Annotated in this window: 13 protein-coding genes; 3 read left to right on the top strand and 10 right to left on the bottom strand. The window is 72.8% G+C overall.

What is annotated here, in order from left to right:
• Positions 1 to 70: 70 nt before the first annotated feature.
• The 7 genes from cobA to ACZ4Z5_RS16965 all read right to left on the bottom strand — a co-directional run bounded on the left by cobA (position 71) and on the right by ACZ4Z5_RS16965 (position 10,800).
• Positions 71 to 1,306 (bottom strand): uroporphyrinogen-III C-methyltransferase, encoded by a 1,236-nt coding sequence (cobA, locus tag ACZ4Z5_RS16995; RefSeq protein ID WP_468263016.1) that lies wholly within the window; start codon positions 1,304 to 1,306, stop codon positions 71 to 73.
• Between the two features lie 233 nt (positions 1,307 to 1,539).
• Positions 1,540 to 5,514, bottom strand: a complete 3,975-nt coding sequence (gene cobT, locus ACZ4Z5_RS16990; protein WP_468263014.1) for a nicotinate-nucleotide--dimethylbenzimidazole phosphoribosyltransferase — start codon at positions 5,512 to 5,514, stop codon at positions 1,540 to 1,542.
• 348 nt (positions 5,515 to 5,862) lie between these two features.
• Positions 5,863 to 7,092, bottom strand: coding sequence for a precorrin-6y C5,15-methyltransferase (decarboxylating) subunit CbiE (gene cbiE, locus ACZ4Z5_RS16985; RefSeq protein ID WP_468263011.1), 1,230 nt, complete (start codon positions 7,090 to 7,092; stop codon positions 5,863 to 5,865).
• A gap of 116 nt (positions 7,093 to 7,208) precedes the next feature.
• Complete coding sequence (locus tag ACZ4Z5_RS16980) at positions 7,209 to 7,847, bottom strand: GNAT family N-acetyltransferase (protein ID WP_468263008.1); 639 nt, start codon at positions 7,845 to 7,847, stop codon at positions 7,209 to 7,211.
• Between the two features lie 153 nt (positions 7,848 to 8,000).
• Positions 8,001 to 8,861, bottom strand: coding sequence for a MetQ/NlpA family ABC transporter substrate-binding protein (locus ACZ4Z5_RS16975; protein ID WP_468263005.1), 861 nt, complete (start codon positions 8,859 to 8,861; stop codon positions 8,001 to 8,003).
• 203 nt (positions 8,862 to 9,064) lie between these two features.
• Positions 9,065 to 9,736, bottom strand: coding sequence for a methionine ABC transporter permease (locus ACZ4Z5_RS16970; protein ID WP_468263003.1), 672 nt, complete (start codon positions 9,734 to 9,736; stop codon positions 9,065 to 9,067).
• A complete protein-coding gene (locus tag ACZ4Z5_RS16965; RefSeq protein WP_468263000.1) occupies positions 9,733 to 10,800 on the bottom strand; it encodes a methionine ABC transporter ATP-binding protein in 1,068 nt (355 codons plus the stop codon). The genes ACZ4Z5_RS16970 and ACZ4Z5_RS16965 overlap by 4 nt, the downstream gene beginning before the upstream one ends.
• A gap of 540 nt (positions 10,801 to 11,340) precedes the next feature.
• On the opposite strand from ACZ4Z5_RS16965, the gene ACZ4Z5_RS16960 reads away from it, so the two are divergent.
• Together ACZ4Z5_RS16960 and ACZ4Z5_RS16955 are read left to right on the top strand one after the other, a co-directional pair.
• Positions 11,341 to 11,700 (top strand): hypothetical protein, encoded by a 360-nt coding sequence (locus ACZ4Z5_RS16960; RefSeq protein WP_468263242.1) that lies wholly within the window; start codon positions 11,341 to 11,343, stop codon positions 11,698 to 11,700.
• A gap of 71 nt (positions 11,701 to 11,771) precedes the next feature.
• Positions 11,772 to 12,155 carry a hypothetical protein gene (locus ACZ4Z5_RS16955; protein WP_468263239.1) on the top strand — a complete coding sequence of 128 codons (384 nt, stop codon included), beginning with the start codon at positions 11,772 to 11,774 and terminating at the stop codon, positions 12,153 to 12,155.
• A gap of 85 nt (positions 12,156 to 12,240) precedes the next feature.
• On the opposite strand, the gene ACZ4Z5_RS16950 is transcribed toward ACZ4Z5_RS16955, so the two are convergent.
• The 3 genes from ACZ4Z5_RS16950 to ACZ4Z5_RS16940 all read right to left on the bottom strand — a co-directional run bounded on the left by ACZ4Z5_RS16950 (position 12,241) and on the right by ACZ4Z5_RS16940 (position 14,821).
• The gene (locus ACZ4Z5_RS16950; RefSeq protein ID WP_468262997.1) at positions 12,241 to 12,771 is read right to left on the bottom strand and encodes a GNAT family N-acetyltransferase; all 531 of its coding nucleotides are present in this window, start codon (positions 12,769 to 12,771) and stop codon (positions 12,241 to 12,243) included.
• A gap of 56 nt (positions 12,772 to 12,827) precedes the next feature.
• The gene (locus ACZ4Z5_RS16945; protein ID WP_468263237.1) at positions 12,828 to 13,391 is read right to left on the bottom strand and encodes a sigma-70 family RNA polymerase sigma factor; all 564 of its coding nucleotides are present in this window, start codon (positions 13,389 to 13,391) and stop codon (positions 12,828 to 12,830) included.
• A gap of 254 nt (positions 13,392 to 13,645) precedes the next feature.
• Entirely contained in the window at positions 13,646 to 14,821 is a 1,176-nt protein-coding gene (locus tag ACZ4Z5_RS16940) for a glycerophosphodiester phosphodiesterase (RefSeq protein ID WP_468262993.1), read from the bottom strand.
• A gap of 229 nt (positions 14,822 to 15,050) precedes the next feature.
• Here ACZ4Z5_RS16940 and ACZ4Z5_RS16935 point away from each other — a divergent pair, with 229 nt between their 5' ends.
• Entirely contained in the window at positions 15,051 to 15,722 is a 672-nt protein-coding gene (locus tag ACZ4Z5_RS16935) for a lysophospholipid acyltransferase family protein (RefSeq protein ID WP_468262990.1), read from the top strand.
• Positions 15,723 to 15,935 lie beyond the last annotated feature (213 nt).

Raw genomic sequence — 15,935 nt, 5'->3', positions numbered from 1 at the left:
TGGGACTGAGATCCGTTACCAACGGTCACTCAAGGGCACACCGCCTGGCGGAGGGTGCGCCCCCGTGGGGTCATTCGGGCTGCACGGCGACGACGTCGCCGATCACGATGACGGCGGGCGGGCGGACCTCCTCGGCGACGACCCGCTCCCCCACCGTGGCGAGGGTCGCGTTCACCCGGCGCTGGGCCGCCGTGGTGCCTTCCTGGATCACCGCGACGGGGGTGTCCGCCGGCCGGCCGTGGGCGATCAGGGCCGCCGAGATCGCGCCGATCTTGTCGACGCCCATGAGGATCACCAGGGTGCCGCGCAGCCGCGCGAGTGCCTCCCAGTCGACCAGCGACCGCGGGTCGTCCGGGGCCACATGGCCACTGACCACGGTGAACTCATGGGCCACGCCGCGGTGCGTGACCGGGATGCCGGCGGCGGCGGGCACGCTGATGGAGCTGGAGATGCCGGGCACGACCGTGCAGGGGATGCCCGCCTCGGCGAGCGCCTGCGCCTCCTCCATGCCCCGGCCGAACACATACGGGTCGCCGCCCTTGAGGCGGACCACGTACTTGCCGGCCTTGGCGTGCTCGATGAGCGCGTTGTTGATGGCCTCCTGGGCCATGAACCGTCCGTACGGGATCTTCGCCGCGTCGATCACCTCGACGTGCGGCGGGAGTTCGTCGAGGAGGTCGCGCGGGCCGAGACGGTCGGCGATCACGACGTCGGCCTCGGCGAGCAGTCGGCGGCCGCGCACGGTGATCAGGTCGGGATCGCCGGGTCCGCCGCCGACGAGCGCCACCCGGGGGCCCTCCTGGCGGCCCCGGAAGTGCGGCGCGGCGAGGGAGCCGTCGCCGAGTCCCTCGACGATCGCGTCGCGGACGGCGGCGGAACGGCGGGGGTCGTGCCCGGTGAGAACGGCGACGGTGACCCCGGCGCTGCGGCCGGTGGCGGGGGTCCAGGCGGTCGCGGCCACGGCGTCGTCACTGCGGACGCACCAGACGCGGTTGCGTTCGGCCTCCGCGGACGCGGTGGCGTTGGCCTGCGGGTCGCTGGAGGAGATCAGCGCGTACCAGGCGTCGGCCAGATCCCCTTCCGTGTACGGCCGGCGCTCCCAGCGGATCTCGCCGGCCTCCGCCATGGCCTCCACGGACGGGGTGGCGGAGGGCGAGACGAGCACGACGTCGGCGCCCGCCGCGATGAGCGCGGGCAGACGGCGCTGGGCGACCTGGCCGCCGCCGATCACGACGACGCGGCGTCCGTGCAGTCGGAGTCCTACGGGGTAGGCGGGGTGCTCGGCGGTCTCGTCATGCTCTGCCATGGCGGTGCGGGCTCCTGAGGCGCGTGGTTCGGGGCCGCTGCGGCGCTGGAGCGGCTGGTGGCGAGGTGTTCCGGCGTCTTGACGACCACCTTACGGGCCGCCGGTCCGGTGTTCACCGTCGGACGGGTTACGGGAACCTCCGTGGACGGTCCCGGACGTGGTGAGGTGCGGCGCGGCCCACCCGGGGTCACGCCGCACCTCGTGTGCGGCTGCGGCCGATGCGCCGCCGCGGACTACTTCTCGGTGACGCCCGCCGAGTCGAAGGTGGCGACTTCGTGCATCGCGCGGGCCGCGCTCTGCACGACGGGGAGCGCCAGCAGCGCACCGGTGCCCTCGCCCAGACGCAGATCGAGGTCGATCAGCGGGCGCAGGCCCAGCTTGTTGAGCGCGGCGACATGGCCGGGCTCGGCGCTGCGGTGACCGGCGATGCAGGCGGCGAGGGCCTCGGGGGCGATCGCGCGGGCGACCAGGGCGGCCGCACCGGCGCTCACGCCGTCCAGGACGACCGGTGTGCGCAGCGACGAACCGCCCAGGATGAAACCGACGAGTGCCGCGTGCTCCAGACCGCCGATCGCCGCGAGGACGCCGATCGGGTCGGCCGGGTCGGGCCGGTGCAGTTCCAGGGCACGGCGGACGACGTCGACCTTTCGGGCGTGCATCTCGTCGTCGATGCCGGTGCCGCGTCCGGTGACCTCGGCCGGGTCGGCCTCGGTGTACACGGAGATCAGGGCCGCGGACGCGGTGGTGTTGGCGATGCCCATCTCGCCGGTGAGCAGTGCCTTGTTGCCGGCGGCGACCAGGTCGCGGGCGGTTTCGATGCCCACCTCGATCGCGGCCACGGCCTCCTCCCGGGTCATCGCGGGACCGGCGGTGAAGTCCGCGGTGCCGGGCCGGACCTTGCGGGGCAGCAGACCCGGGGTGGCCGGCAGGTCGCCGGCGACGCCGACGTCGACGACGCAGACCTCGGCGCCGACCTGGTTGGCGAAGGCGTTGCAGACCGCGCCGCCGCCGAGGAAGTTGGCCACCATCTGGCCGGTGACCTCCTGGGGCCAGGCGGTGACGCCCTGGGCGTGGACTCCGTGGTCACCGGCGAAGATCGCGACGGCGGCGGGCTCCGGGATCGGCGGCGGGCACTTCCGGGACAGCCCGCAGAGCTGTGCGGAGATGATCTCCAGCATGCCCAGCGCACCGGCCGGCTTGGTCATCCGCCGCTGGCGCTCCCAGGCCTCGCCGAGCGCCTTGGCGTCGAGGGGACGGATGCTCGACACGGTTTCCTGGAGCAGGTCGTGGGGCTCCTCGCCCGGCAGGGCGCGCCGGCCGTAGGTCTCCTCGTGGACGACCCAGGACAGCGGGCGCCGCTTGGACCACCCGGCCTGCATCAGCTCCGGCTCCGCCGGGAACTCGTCGACGTAGCCCACGCACAGGTACGCGACCACTTCGAGGTGCTCGGGCAGTCCGAGGGCGCGGACCATCTCGCGCTCGTCGAAGAAGCTGACCCAGCCGACGCCCAGGCCCTCGGCGCGGGCCGCGAGCCACAGGTTCTCCACGGCGAGCGCGGAGGAGTACGGAGCCATCTGGGGCTGGGTGTGCCGGCCGAGGGTGTGCCGGCCGCCGCGCGTGGGGTCGGCGGTGACGACGATGTTGACCGGTGTGTCGAGGATGGCCTCGATCTTCAGTTCCTTGAACTGCTTGGCCCGGCCCTTGGGGAGTGACTGGGCGTAGGCCTCGCGCTGGCGCTGGGCCAGCTCGTGCATGGCCTGCCGGGTGTCCGCCGAGCGGATGACGACGAAGTCCCAGGGCTGGGAGTGGCCCACGCTCGGCGCCGTGTGCGCGGCCTCCAGGACCCGGAGCAGCACGTCGTGCGGGATCGGGTCGCTGCGGAAGCCGTTGCGGATGTCGCGGCGCTCGCGCATCACGCGGAGCACGGCCTCGCGCTCGGCGTCGTCGTAGGCGGGCGCCGGTGCGGCGGGCGCCTCGACGGGCACGGAGCCGGTTCCGCCGTCGGCGGCGGCCTGCTGGTCGGACGCCTGCTCATCGGCGGCTGCCTGTTGGTCGGCTGCGGAAGCGGCGGTGTCGTCGCTGCCGGCCTCGTCCGCCTGGCCGGGCGCCTCCTCGGTGACCGGCTCGGCGATTGCGCTCACCGGCTCGGCGGACGGTGCGGCGTCCTCGGGCGCGGCCTCCGGGGCAGCAGTCACCGGGCCGGCGGCGGGGGCGACTTCGGTCTCGGGGGTCGCGTCGACGGCCTCGGCCGCGGTGGCCGCGGCAACGGCCTCGGGCTGCGGCCGGACGGCCTGGGGCGTCTCCGGCTCCCCGGCGGGCTCCGGCCCGGCCTCGACGTCCGGCTGGACCGCCGCGGAGTCCTGCACGGCCCGCTCGGTCGTCGCGGGATCCGTGGTGGCCGACTCGGTCGCGGCCGGCTCGATGACGGTCGGGTCGGTCGCGATCGGGCCGGTCGTGGCTGCCGGGACGGGCTCCTGCTCGGCGGCAGGCGCGGCCTCGGCGGACACGGCATCGGCGGGAGCGGCCTCGGCGGACGGGGTTCCGGCAGCGGCGGCCGACGTCTCTTGCGCGGCGGGGTCCACGGCGGGGGCCTCCGTCACGTCCACGGCTCCGGGCTGCGGACCGGCTGCGGGCGTCGGGTTCGGCTCCGCGGCCGGCTCGACGGCCTCGGCCGACGTCACCGGCACGGCCCCGACGACGGGTTCGGCGGCCTCGGCCACCGGCTGCGGTGCCTGCGTACCCTCAGCGGGCGCACCCTCCGCGACCGCCTCGGCCACGGCCGGCTCGGCGGCCTGAGCGAACTCGGCGACGTCCACGTTCTGCCCGGCCGTCGCCGGAGCGGCGGCGCCGGGCTGCGGCTGTGTACCGGCGGCGGCCTCCTGCACGGGCGTGGCGGCTTCCTGCACGGGCGCGTCGACGGCCGGTGCGGCCGCCTCGGTCGGTTCCGTCACCGACGGCGCTGGCTGCGTCTCGACGGGCGTCGGCGCGAGGTGGGGCGCCGGCGGCACCTGGCCGTCGACGGCGACGAACTGCCCGCCGGGCTGCGGCTGCTCTGCGGCGACGGCCGCCTGCGCGCCCTCGGGCCCGGACCGCGGCGGGCCGGACGGCGTTCCGTCCGGAAGCACCTCGGCAGGCGCGGCCTCGTCGGCCGACGAGGCCTGCTGCTCACCGGCGACCGCCTGCTCGGCCGGAGCCTGACCCGCGGACGCGGCGGGCGCCGGGTCGACAACGGCCTCGGCCACGGCGACTCCCGCCGGCGGCGTGTCCATCGTCGCCGGAGCCTGAGCGGCTTCCGCGACGGCGGGCGCGACCGCCTCGGAGTGCTGCGGGTCCGCCGGAACGGCCTCGGAGTGCTGCGGGTCCGCCGGAACGGCCTCGGGTCCGGTCACCACGGCCGACTGCTCGGACGCCGCTTCGGCGACGACGGGTTCAGCGGCAGCGGGCTCGGGGGCGGCCGGCTCGGCGGCGGGCACCGGAGCGGCCGGGGCCACCGGCTGGGGCATGACCGTCTCCGCCGGGGCGAGCGGGTTCCCCAGGGAGAGGTGGGGCTGAGGGGGCATCGGGGTCCACGCCGCCGCGGGCTGCGGCGCGGCGACCGGCGCGGGCTCGTCCCGCGGGATGTCGAGATACTCCGGCCCGGTCGTCGGCGGTCCGGCGGGGCGCGCGGCCATGGCGTTCGGCGGCGTGCCGGCCGGTCCGCGGTCGGCCAGCGAGCGCACCACACCGCCGCCTTCGGGCGTGGGCGGGCCCATGTGCAGCGGCCGGGGGGACGGCGGCGGGGTGGGGGTGGCCGAGGACGCGGGAACGCGGACCGCACTCAGGTCGACGGAACCGGAGTCGCGGCCGCCGGCCTCGTGCGCGCCCTGCTCGTGCGGCGCAGGAGCGGCCTGGCCCGGGACGACGGGCTGCGGTGTCAGGTACTCCGGTGCCGGCGCTGTGCCCTGTCCGGGGACCACGGCCGACACGGCCTCGCCCGGGACGACGCCGGGCTGTACGGGTGCGGGGGCGACCGCCGCCGCGGCCGGCGGCGGCACGATCTGGGGGTCGCTCCAGCCGCCCTGCCCGCTGGGCATCAGCAGGAGGTCCTCCTCCTCGGCTGCCTGCTCGGAGGGGGCGAGGTAGGTGTACGCCCCGGGCGCCCCCGGCTGCTCCACCATGCCTGCGTCCTCCGGCAGTCCCTCGCCCGGGACCTGGCCGGTGTCAGTCATGCGTACCCCTCGCCCATCGATCAGTGCTCCTTCGGCCGTCACCCGGGGCACACCCTCCTGGCGGCGCGCCGGGCACCCGTCCTGAAGAACGAGCGTGCGCGCCGTGCGGTGCGATGTTCCGCGGACAACACGTGACAACACGTATTGTCGCGGCTGATCGCCACCATGACAGGCATTCCCGCCACGGTCCGCTGTGGACTGCGCCACGTCGCGCGCCCCCCGGATTTCGCGTACCACACCAGAGCCGACCAAATCGGTCTCTGTTTCCGGACATTGACGAACGAAACGCCGAACGTCCGGCTGCGGTACAACGATCGGTCACCCTACCCCGCGGGGCCGACAACGGGGTCACGGGGAGCGGTCGCCCCGGCTGCCGCAGAGCAGGAAGGCGACGGAGCGCTCCCGCTCGGTCCAGTCGGCGGTGTCGAGTTCGACGGACTGGATCAGGGCGCATTCGACGGTGTAGCCGCGCTCGCCGAGGGCGGCGCCGATCGCCTCGGCCTCGTCCCGGGTCGAGGCGTGGGTGACGATGCGTTCGGGGCGCCGGTCGGCGCAGGCGGAGACCACGGGCACTCCCCCGCCGCCGATGCGCACGACGTCGGGTTCGGGTAGGGATTCGAGGACGTGCGGGGCGCGTCCGCGCAGGACCTGGACCTGGACCCCGGAACGGCGGGCGACTGCCTCGGTGCGGGCGCAGGCGTCGGTGTCGAGGTCCACGGCGATGACGGCCGCCCCGAACCGGGCGGCCTCGGTGGCGAGTGCCCCGCTGCCGCAGCCGATGTCCCAGACGAGGTCGCCGACGCGGGGGCCGAGCCGGGCCAGCTGGGCGGCGCGCAGACCGGCCGACTCTCCGTCCCCGGGTGCGGCGCCGTCCGCCGTGAGCGCGTCGGGCGGCAGCGCCCAGCCCCGTACGTCGGTGGGGCCGCCGGGGTCGTGGCCGGCCACCCAGCCGGTGCCGGTGGGGATCGTGGTCCCGCTGCCGCCGATGACGATGACGACGTTGGGGTCGCGCCAGGTGTGGTCGGCGACCTTGTCGGAGGTGAGGACGGTGACCTGTTCGCGGGCGGTGCCCAGCTCCTCGCAGATCACGAAGGTGCGGTGGACGCCGTCGAGGAGCAGCGCGAGCTCCGCGGGTCCCGCCCCCGGCGCGGTGAGCACGCCGACCTTGGGGTGGGCCCGGCACACGTTGACGGCGCGCCGGAGCGTACGGGGGTGGGCGACGACGATCCGTGCGTCGTCCCAGGGCATGCCGGCCCGGGCGAACGCCGCGGCGACGGCGGATACCGCGGGGACGACCTCGACCTCCAGCCCGTGCTCGGGGGCGCGGAGGGTGCGGACGACTCCGAAGAAGCCGGGGTCGCCGTCGGCGAGCACCACGGCGCTGCCGCGGTGCCGGGCGATGCGGCGCGCGGCGAGGTCCACGCTGCCGAGCCGGATCCTTTCGGCGTCGGCCGGGATCTCGGGGAGTTCCAGGTGATGGGCGGCGCCGGCCACCAGGGTTGCGGCGGCGAGGGCGGAGCGGGCTGCCGCGGTGAGCGGCGAACCGTCCCAGCCGATCACCGTGACCCGGTCGGCCATCGTCGTCTGTCTCCTGGAGTCGTCGCAGGTCGGGAGGCCCGCGAAGGGCGGGCACGCTGAGCGTACCTGGTACGGACCTGACTTCGCCCTGGTCGGTCGCCGGTCGGTGACCCGGATCAGTTCCAGTCGGCGTAGGCGGCGTATCCGCCGACCTCGGCCATCTGGTCGGCGACGCCTTCGAGGTCCTCGGGGAGGAGGCTCCAGACGATCAGGTCGGTGCGGATGTCGGTCCACGAACCGTCCTCCGTCTGGGTGCGGGCTATCCAGGCGTTGCGCAGGACGCCCTCGCTGATGCAGCCGATCTTCTGGGCGACCTGCTGGGCGGCGGTGTTGTCGGCCGCGGTGCGCAGCTCCAGGCGTTCGAACCACTGGCTGCGGAAGAGCCACTGCGCGATGGCGAGTGACGCCTCGGACGCATAACCCTCGCCACGGGCCCAGGGGGCGATGATGTACGAGATCTCGGTGGCGCGCACCCGCCAGTCGGTGCCGGTCAGCTGCACCACGCCGACCAGACGCTGCGTCAGGAATTCGGTGACGGCGAAGTCGATGCCGCGGCCGGCCGCGCGCGTGGCGGGGGCGTACTGGGTGATCCAGTGGCGGGCGGACGCCTCGGTGAAGGGCTGTGGCACGGTCGTCCAGGCCGCGACCATCTCGTCGTTCATCATCTCGGCCATGGCGACGACGTCCCCCTCGTCCAGGGGACGCAGCACCAACCGCTCCGTGCTGATGGAGACGTCCGGAAAGGTGGTAGTCATGCGCAGCTCCATGCCGAAGGCCGACGTGAGTGCCCAGCATGCAGCATGTGCCTTGTGCTGCGCATGACCGGGTGGGCACGGCGGGTGATGACGCGTCGGCCCCGCACACCTCCCGGGGTGTGCGGGGCCGACGCCTCAACGGCGCTGCGGGGGTCAGGACTTGACGGCGCCGAAGGCGGGGATGACGGAGCCGGTGTACTTGTCCTCGATGTACTTCCGGACCTCGGGGGAGTTGAGGAGCTCGGCGAGCTTCTTGATGCGCTCGTCGGTTTCGTTGCCCTTCTTGACGGCCAGGAAGTTGGCGTACGGGTTACCGTCGGCCTTCTCGAGGGCCAGGGAGTCATCGGCGGGCTTGAGGTCCGCTTCGATGGCGTAGTTGCCGTTGACGACCGCGGCGTCGACGTCGTTCAGGGCGCGGGGCAGGGTGGCGGCCTCCAGCTCCTTGAACTTCAGTCCCTTGGCGTCCTTGATGTCGGTGAGCCTGGCGTCGGTGCCGGCACCGTCCTTGAGGGTGATGAGGCCGTTGTCGGCGAGCAGGTGCAGCGCGCGGCCCTCGTTGGTGGTGTCGTTGGGCACGGCGACGGTCTGGCCGGCCTTGATGTCGCCCAGCGCCTTGGCCTTCTTGGAGTAGAGGCCGAGCGGCTCCAGGTGAACGTTGACCACGGGGACGATGGTCGTGCCGTTCTTCTTGTTGAAGTCGTCCAGGTACGGCTTGTGCTGGAAGAAGTTGGCGTCGACTTCGCCGCTCTGGGTGGCGGTGTTCGGCAGGACGTAGTCGGTGAACTCCTTGACCTCGAGATCGAGGCCGGCCTTCGCCGCCAGGTTGTCCTTGACGTAGGTGAGGATGTCGGCGTGCGGGGTCGGGGACGCTGCGACGAGCAGCGGCTTGCTCGCGTCGGGCTTTCCGCCGTCGGCCTTGGCGGCCGGGTCGGAGGCGGTGCCGCAGGCCGTGAGGCCGAGGGCGAACGCGGCGGTGCCGGCGGCGACTGCGATGGTCTTGCTGGTGTAACGCACGAAAAGTGCCTCTTTCTGGGTGGTGCTGACTGACGCCCGGACAAGGAGTGCGGGCTGCTGGGGATGTGGCTCATGGCCGGGCCGCGGTGCCACGCGGGGCGCGGGTGGCTCGGACAGGTGGGGGCCGGTGACGCGGTGCGAGTCGGACACGTGGGGCGCCGGCGACGCGGTGCGGCTCGGGACGCGCTGTGCGGCCCGCCGACTCAGGCCGCCGTACTGCCTCGACGGGCGAGGAGGCGTACGACACCGTCACCGACCAGCTGGACGAGGGCGACGAGGGCGATCAGGATCACCACGGTGGCGATCATGAAGCCGTTCTCGAACCGCTGGAAGCCGTAGGTGACGGCTTTGGAACCGAGTCCCTCGCCGCCCACCGCGCCGGCCATGGCGGAGTAGCCGACGAGGACGATGACGGTGGTGGTGATGCCGGAGACCAGGGAGGGCAGCGCCTGCGGCAGCAGGACCTTGCGGACGATGGTGGGGACGCTGCCGCCCATGGACTGGACGGCCTCGACGAGCCCGTGGTCTACCTCCCGGAGGGCGGTCTCGACCAGCCGGGCGAAGAAGGGGATGGCACCGACGGCGAGCGGGACGATCATCGCGGTGGGTCCGATGAAGGTGCCGACCACCAGGGTGGTGAAGGGGATCAGCGCGATCAGCAGGATCATGAACGGCAGCGAGCGGCCGATGTTGACGACCGCGCCGACGGCCTTGTTCACCGGGGTGTTCTGCAGCAGCCCGCCCTTGTCGGTGAGGACCAGCAGGACTCCGAGCGGGAGCCCGCCGAGAACGGTGACCAGCGTGGACCACAGGACCATGTAGAGGGTGTCGACGGTGCCCTGCTCCAGCAGCGGCTGCATCTCGGACCAGGTCACTTGGCACCTTCCTTGACCGGGGTGGGCAGGGTCTGCGGCGACTGCGCGGGGATCGCAGCCGTCGCGTCGGCGACATCCACCTGGAGGCCCTGTTCTCGCAGGAAGCCGATGGGGACGACGTTCTCCTCGAAGCTGCCGGGGAGTTCGATGCGCATACGGCCGATCTGGCGGCCGGCGACGGTGTCCATGGCGGCACCGAGGATCGACACGTCGACGTTGTAGGTCCTGGAGAGCCGGGAGATCACCGGCCGGGTGGCGGAATCCCCGTGGAAGGTGACGTCCACGACCGTGCGGTCCGGTCCGGAGGGTTCGCCGCCGACCGGGAACAGCTCGTGGGCGAGCTCGGAACCGGGGGTGGCGAGCAGTTCGCTCACCGTGCCGGACTCGACGATCCGGCCCTTCTTCATCAGTGCTGCCGAGTCGCAGATCGTCTTGACGACGTCCATTTCGTGCGTGATGAGCAGGACCGTGAGGCCGAGCTGCCGGTTGAGGTCGCGCAGCAGCTCGAGGATCGAGCGGGTGGTCTCGGGGTCGAGTGCGGACGTCGCCTCGTCGGAGAGCAGCACCTTGGGGTCGCCGGCCAGGGCGCGGGCGATGCCGACGCGCTGCTTCTGGCCGCCGGAGAGCTGCTGCGGGTAGGCCTTCGCCTTGTCGGCGAGGCCGACGAGGTCGAGGAGCCCCAGCGCCTTGTGGGAACGTTCCTTCCCGGTGACGCCGAGGATCTCCAGCGGCAGTTCGACGTTGTCCTGGACGGTGCGCGAGGACAGCAGGTTGAAGTGCTGGAAGACCATGCCGATGCGGCTGCGGGCCTCGCGCAGCTCCTTCCCGGCGCGGCGGCCATTCCCGGCGAGTGCGGTGAGGTCCACGCCGTCGACGGTCACCGTGCCGGAGGTGGGGCGCTCCAGCAGGTTGACGCAGCGGATCAGCGAGGACTTTCCGGCGCCGCTCCGGCCGATGACGCCGCACACCTCGCCTTCGCGGACATGCAGGTCGACGCCGTCCAGGGCGGTGACCTCACGGCCACGTGACTGATAGACCTTGGTGAGGCCCTTGGTGGTGATCACAGGATTTCCGTCACTGTCGAGTGCACGGCGCGTGGTTCCGCCGGGCACGGGGCATTCGTCCGGGACGCGGCACGGCCGCGGCCGGTGTGTTCCGGGAGGCGGCGGGTGCGCGGGGCGGCGTGGCCGGATCCACGGTGTGGACGCGGCACGGCCGGGCTCGCTTCGGGGCGCGAGGCTCAGGCAGGGGCCCTCAGATGGCGCACATTCGACACAGACAACGAGCACCGGGCGTCATGTTCGCCTCGGTCGCAAGGATGCGGTTGCTCGTCGTGGTCATGGCGCCAGTAAAACAGAGAAGCGGACGACCGAAAGCCGAGCGTCCGCATTGCGGACAACCGGCGACCGCTCTGCGGACACCACCGGAGGGCCGGATCACCCCCTCCGGCCCTGTGACCTGCATGAACATACCCCTGACACTCCTCCGTCCGTAGGGACGCCCACCCCATGCCCGACTCCCTCGTGGTCAAGACCACCGTCGGTGGCCGCCCCGGCGCGGGGTCCCCGGCATCGGGCATTCGCGGCCGTAATACCCTCGACGTCATGCTCGACGCCCTGACGGTCGTGGTCTCCGCCGCCGCGCTCGCTCTCGCCGCCTGGTGCGGTTTCGCCGCCTACCGTGACCAGCCGACCAAGGACTGGCACTTCATCGGCATGGCCGTGGTGACCGTGCTGGCCCTGGTCCAGCTGGTGACCGGCATCGTGCAGCTCGCACGCGGCGAGAAGCCCGAGCAGGGCGCCACGCTCTTCGTCTCGTATCTGCTCGGTGCGTTCGCCGCGATCCCGGCGGCCGGTTTCCTGTCGCTCGCCGAGCGGACCCGCTGGGGTTCGACGACGGTCGCGGCGGGCGCGGTGGTGCTCGCCGTGCTCGAAGTGCGCCTCTACGACATCTGGGGAGGCTGACCGTGACCGCGTCCGCAGCCGACGGCCGGAGCACCGGGGAGAACACCGCCACCGGGACGGCACCGGGACGGCTGGTGAAGGGTCCGGGCGTCCTGGTGGTGTGGCTGTACGGCGTGATGTCCGTCGGTGCCGTGTCCCGGTCGGTCTACCAGATCGCCACCGAGTACGACCGGGCGCCGCTCGCCTACACCCTGTCGGCCATCGCCGCGGTGGTCTACGGCTTCATCACGTACTCGCTGGTGCGCGGTGGCGAACGGGCCCGCAGGGCCGCACTGGTGTGCTGCGCCGCCGAACTGCTGGGCGTGCTCACGGTCGGGACGTGGACACTGCTGGAGCCCACGGCGTTCCCCGACGCGACGGTCTGGTCCGACTACGGCATGGGCTATGTGTTCATTCCGGTGATCCTGCCCGTCACCGGGATCCTGTGGCTGCGGAAGGCCCGCCGGGCCGCCTGACGACGTCTCCGCCGGGCTGCCTGGCGAACGGCTCCTGTCGGGCTGCCGGCAAGGCCCTCCATAGCCCGACGGCCGGCAGCATCCGTCAGACGCTCGGGACGTACTCCCCCGCACCCGCCCCTGGACGCACCGCCACTGCGGTCGCCTCCTTCTCGAGCGTGACCAGCGTCAGCTTCGGGCCCAGCTCACGAGTGGCGATCTGGGCATAGCCGTGGCTTCGGTACATGCGCAGGTTGCGCTCGCTGCGATGGCCGGTGAAGAGCCGGAACCGCCGGGCCGCGGCCTCCGCGGCGAAGTGCTCCTCGATCGCGTTGAGGAGGCGGCCGCCGAGGCCGTGCCGCTGCATCCGGGGATGCACGATGAGCGTCGACAGCCGGGCCACCCTCTCCGCATCGACGGTCCCCCGCACCGAGGCCACGACCTCGTCCCCGAGGCGGGCGACGAGCGCGTGCCCGGACGCGAGTTCGGCGCGCAGCGCGTCCAGCGTCTGCGTGAGGGGTTCGAGCGTGTAGTCGCCGTAGAGTTCGGCCTCGCTCTGGTAGCACAGGTACTGCAGTTTCAGTATCTGCTCGGCGTCCTCGTCGTTCGCCGCCGAGATGGTCACGCTCATGCCCATGCGCGCATGCCTCCCGCACTGTTTGTCCGCCGGTTGCCCGCAGACCCGTCCAGCGTCTACCGCTCCTTACCCCGCGGTTCAGGAGCTGCAACCTCCGCCGCGAGCATTCTGCGCAAGCATCCCAGGCAGCGGGAACGCATCGGCCCCAAACTGCCTTGTGAGATACCCAACTCTCCTGCGATTTCCTGGTAGGTGGGGTCGCTCGGCGACAACATCGCAGTCAGCAGCCGGGGGCAGCGGCCCGGGGTCCGCCGCACCGCCGCCCGTACCGCGCGCCTCCGTTCGGCCCTGAGCGCGGCCGGCTCGGGCGCGCTGTCCTGACGGGCCTGCGGCTCGGCGAGGGGCTCCCCGGCGTACGGCAGTTCACGCCGGGCGCGACGCCGGGCGCCGCGTGCCTCGGCCCGTACGGCACGGCGGAGCCACCGCGCGGGATCCGCGGGCGGGCCCTCGCCGGCGAGCCGCTCCAACAGCCGGAGCAGGACCGCCTGTTCGAGGTCGGCGGGCTCCACCGTCGTACCGGCAGCCTCGGCGGTGGCCTCCGCGGTCAGCAGCGGACGCAGCGCGCCGACCACGTCGTACGGATACGGCCCCGGGGACGCCGGGTGCCCGCCGGGGGACACCTCGTACGGATCGGGCGACACGTTCCCCGGGCGCGCGGCGACGGTCGGATGCGCGGAGACCTTCGGATGCCGGGGGACGTCCGGACGCCCGGTGTCGCCGGGACGAGCGGGCATGTCCCGACGCGCGGGGACCTCCGGACACGCGGGGACGGTCATGGCTCGTGGCAGCGCTGCGGAAGGAGACATGCCCGGCGGGACGTGCGGTCCCCGCCGGGCGGTTGCCGGATGGCGTCGGAGTCACCCGAACGGGGTCATCAGCCCTTCGTGGCGCGGTGGTCGGCGGCGGCGAGCAGTCCGGTGTCCGGATTGTCGGTGAAGATGCCGTCGATGCCCTGGGCGAAGTAGGCCTTGAACGCCCCGAAGGCGTCGCCGTAGGCGGCCGGGTCGGTGCCCCGGCGGAAGTCGGCGGGGAGGAAGGAGTTCTCGTTCCGCAGGGTGTACGGGTGCAGGATCAGGCCCTCGGCGTGCGCGTCCCGGACGAGAGTGGTGGGCGCGCCGAGCCTGCCCGCGGCGTCCCTGGGGATGATCAGATCGACGGTGGGCCCGATGCCCTGGGCGAAGCCGGCGATCCACTTCAGGCCCTCGGGGGTGACGAGGTCGGCGACCGTCCGCGGGTCGTTCGCCTCGACGAAGTCCCAGGGGCGGCCGGCCGGCCCGGACAGCAGCACGACTCCCGGCGAGTCGACCAGCCGGGCCAGCCGCCGGATGCTGCTCGGCTCGAAGGACTGGAGGAAGACCGGCGAGTTCGCGCGGTGGCGGCCGTAGCGGCGCAGCAGGACGGCGAGCCGTTCCTCGAGCCCGAGGCCCAGCTTCCGGAAGTACGAGGGGTGCTTGGTCTCGACGTGCAGCCACACCGGCCGGCCGCGACGGTGGCCCTCCCGGTCGGCCCAGCGCAGCACCTCCTCGAAGGTGGGCACGGTCCAGCGGCCGTCGTAGAGGGTGTTCTCCTGCCGGGTGCCGGGGATGCGCTCCTTGGCCCGGAGCTTCTTGAGCTCGGCGAGCGTGAAGTCCTCGGTGAACCAGCCCGTCATCGCCACGCCGTCGACGGTCTTCGTGGTCCGGCGTGCGGCGAACTCCGGGTGGTCGGCGACGTCGGTCGTGCCCGAGATGTCGTTCTCGTGCCGGCAGACCAGATGGCCGTCCCTGGTGGGGACGAGATCCTGTTCGATCACGTGCGCGCCCATGTCGAGGGCGAGCCGGTAGGAGCCGAGCGTGTGCTCGGGGCGGTATCCGCTGGCGCCCCGGTGGGCGATGACCGTGGGAACGGGAAGGTGGCGGTGGCCGCCGTGGCCGGGGGCGGAGTCCCGCGTCCCGGTGGCGTGGGCCGGTCCCGCCGCAGCCGTACCCAGTGCTGCCGTACCGAGGACCGCGGCTCCGAGTACGGACCGCCGTCCGGGGCTCGTCGTGCCGCCCGCTGCATCCTTCGTCATGAACGCTCCTCGCTGCGCTGCGTTTCCGCACGCCTGTCCTGACCATGATGACCGCCCGATCGTAGGCGTGGCGTTGCGACGGGAGGGAGGACCGCGACGGAACATGACGGGAACACAGGTCAACTCTGTGTATCGACTCGATGAAGCCGATGTGCGATCAGGGGTGACCCGCGAGTATCGTCCTCACCTGCACAGACTCGCTCGACATCCCACGACACCGGAGGATGCGTTGTCCCGCTTCGCGCTCATCAAGGGAGTGCTCGGACCGATCTTGCGCCTGCTGTTCCGCGCCCGGGTGGAAGGTGCCGAGAACATCCCCGGCACCGGTCCGGTGATCCTCGCCGGAAACCATCTGACCTTCATCGACTCGATGATCCTGCCGGTGGTATGCGACCGCCAGGTGTTCTTCATCGGAAAGGACGAGTACGTCACGGGCAAGGGCCTCAAGGGCCGGCTCATGGCCTGGTTCTTCACCGGTGTCGGCATGATCCCCGTCGATCGCGACGGTGCGAACGGCGGTGTGGCCGCGCTGATGACGGGCCGCCGGATCCTGGAAGAGGGCAAGGTCTTCGGCATCTACCCGGAGGGCACCCGCTCCCCCGACGGCCGTCTGTACCGCGGCCGTACGGGCATCGCGCGGCTCACGCTGATGACCGGCGCCCCGGTCGTCCCGTTCGCGATGATCGGCACGGACAAGATCCAGCCCGGCGGTGCGGGCCTGCCCCGCCCGGGCCGCGTCACGGTCCGCTTCGGCGCTCCCCTCGAGTTCTCGCGGTACGAGGGCATGGACCGGGACCGCTATGTGCTGCGCGCCGTGACCGACTCGGTGATGGCCGAGGTCATGCGGCTCTCCGGCCAGGAGTACGTGGACATGTACGCCACCAAGGCCAAGGCCGCGTAGTAGAGGCTCCCTCGGACCCGGTTCCTCCCGGACCCGACTCCCCGCGGACCCGACTCCCCGCGGACGGAAGCCTCGCGGTCGTGTCTCCTGTGGACGTTTCCCGCGGACACGGAGCAGCCCCCGACGCCCTTCTTCGTCGGGGGCCGCTTCGTTCGGCGCTTCCCGGTGCGCGGCTTCCGCCCGTGTCTCGGCCTGCACCCGTGGCCCGCTTCC

This window comes from Streptomyces sp. NPDC030222 (assembly GCF_055573115.1).
The sequence above is the reverse complement of the archived record's forward strand: the minus strand, read 5'-3'. Positions and strand labels throughout refer to the sequence as shown.

Bases quoted from the DNA above. Each gene is read 5' to 3' on its own strand.
- ACZ4Z5_RS16980 (WP_468263008.1), bottom strand. From the start codon at position 7,847: ATGACTACCACCTTTCCGGACGTCTCCATCAGCACGGAGCGGTTGGTG.
- ACZ4Z5_RS16950 (WP_468262997.1), bottom strand. From the start codon at position 12,771: ATGGGCATGAGCGTGACCATCTCGGCGGCGAACGACGAGGACGCCGAG.
- cobT (WP_468263014.1), bottom strand. From the start codon at position 5,514: ATGACTGACACCGGCCAGGTCCCGGGCGAGGGACTGCCGGAGGACGCA.
- ACZ4Z5_RS16940 (WP_468262993.1), bottom strand. From the start codon at position 14,821: ATGACGAAGGATGCAGCGGGCGGCACGACGAGCCCCGGACGGCGGTCC.
- ACZ4Z5_RS16960 (WP_468263242.1), top strand. From the start codon at position 11,341: ATGCTCGACGCCCTGACGGTCGTGGTCTCCGCCGCCGCGCTCGCTCTC.
- cobA (WP_468263016.1), bottom strand. From the start codon at position 1,306: ATGGCAGAGCATGACGAGACCGCCGAGCACCCCGCCTACCCCGTAGGA.
- cbiE (WP_468263011.1), bottom strand. From the start codon at position 7,092: ATGGCCGACCGGGTCACGGTGATCGGCTGGGACGGTTCGCCGCTCACC.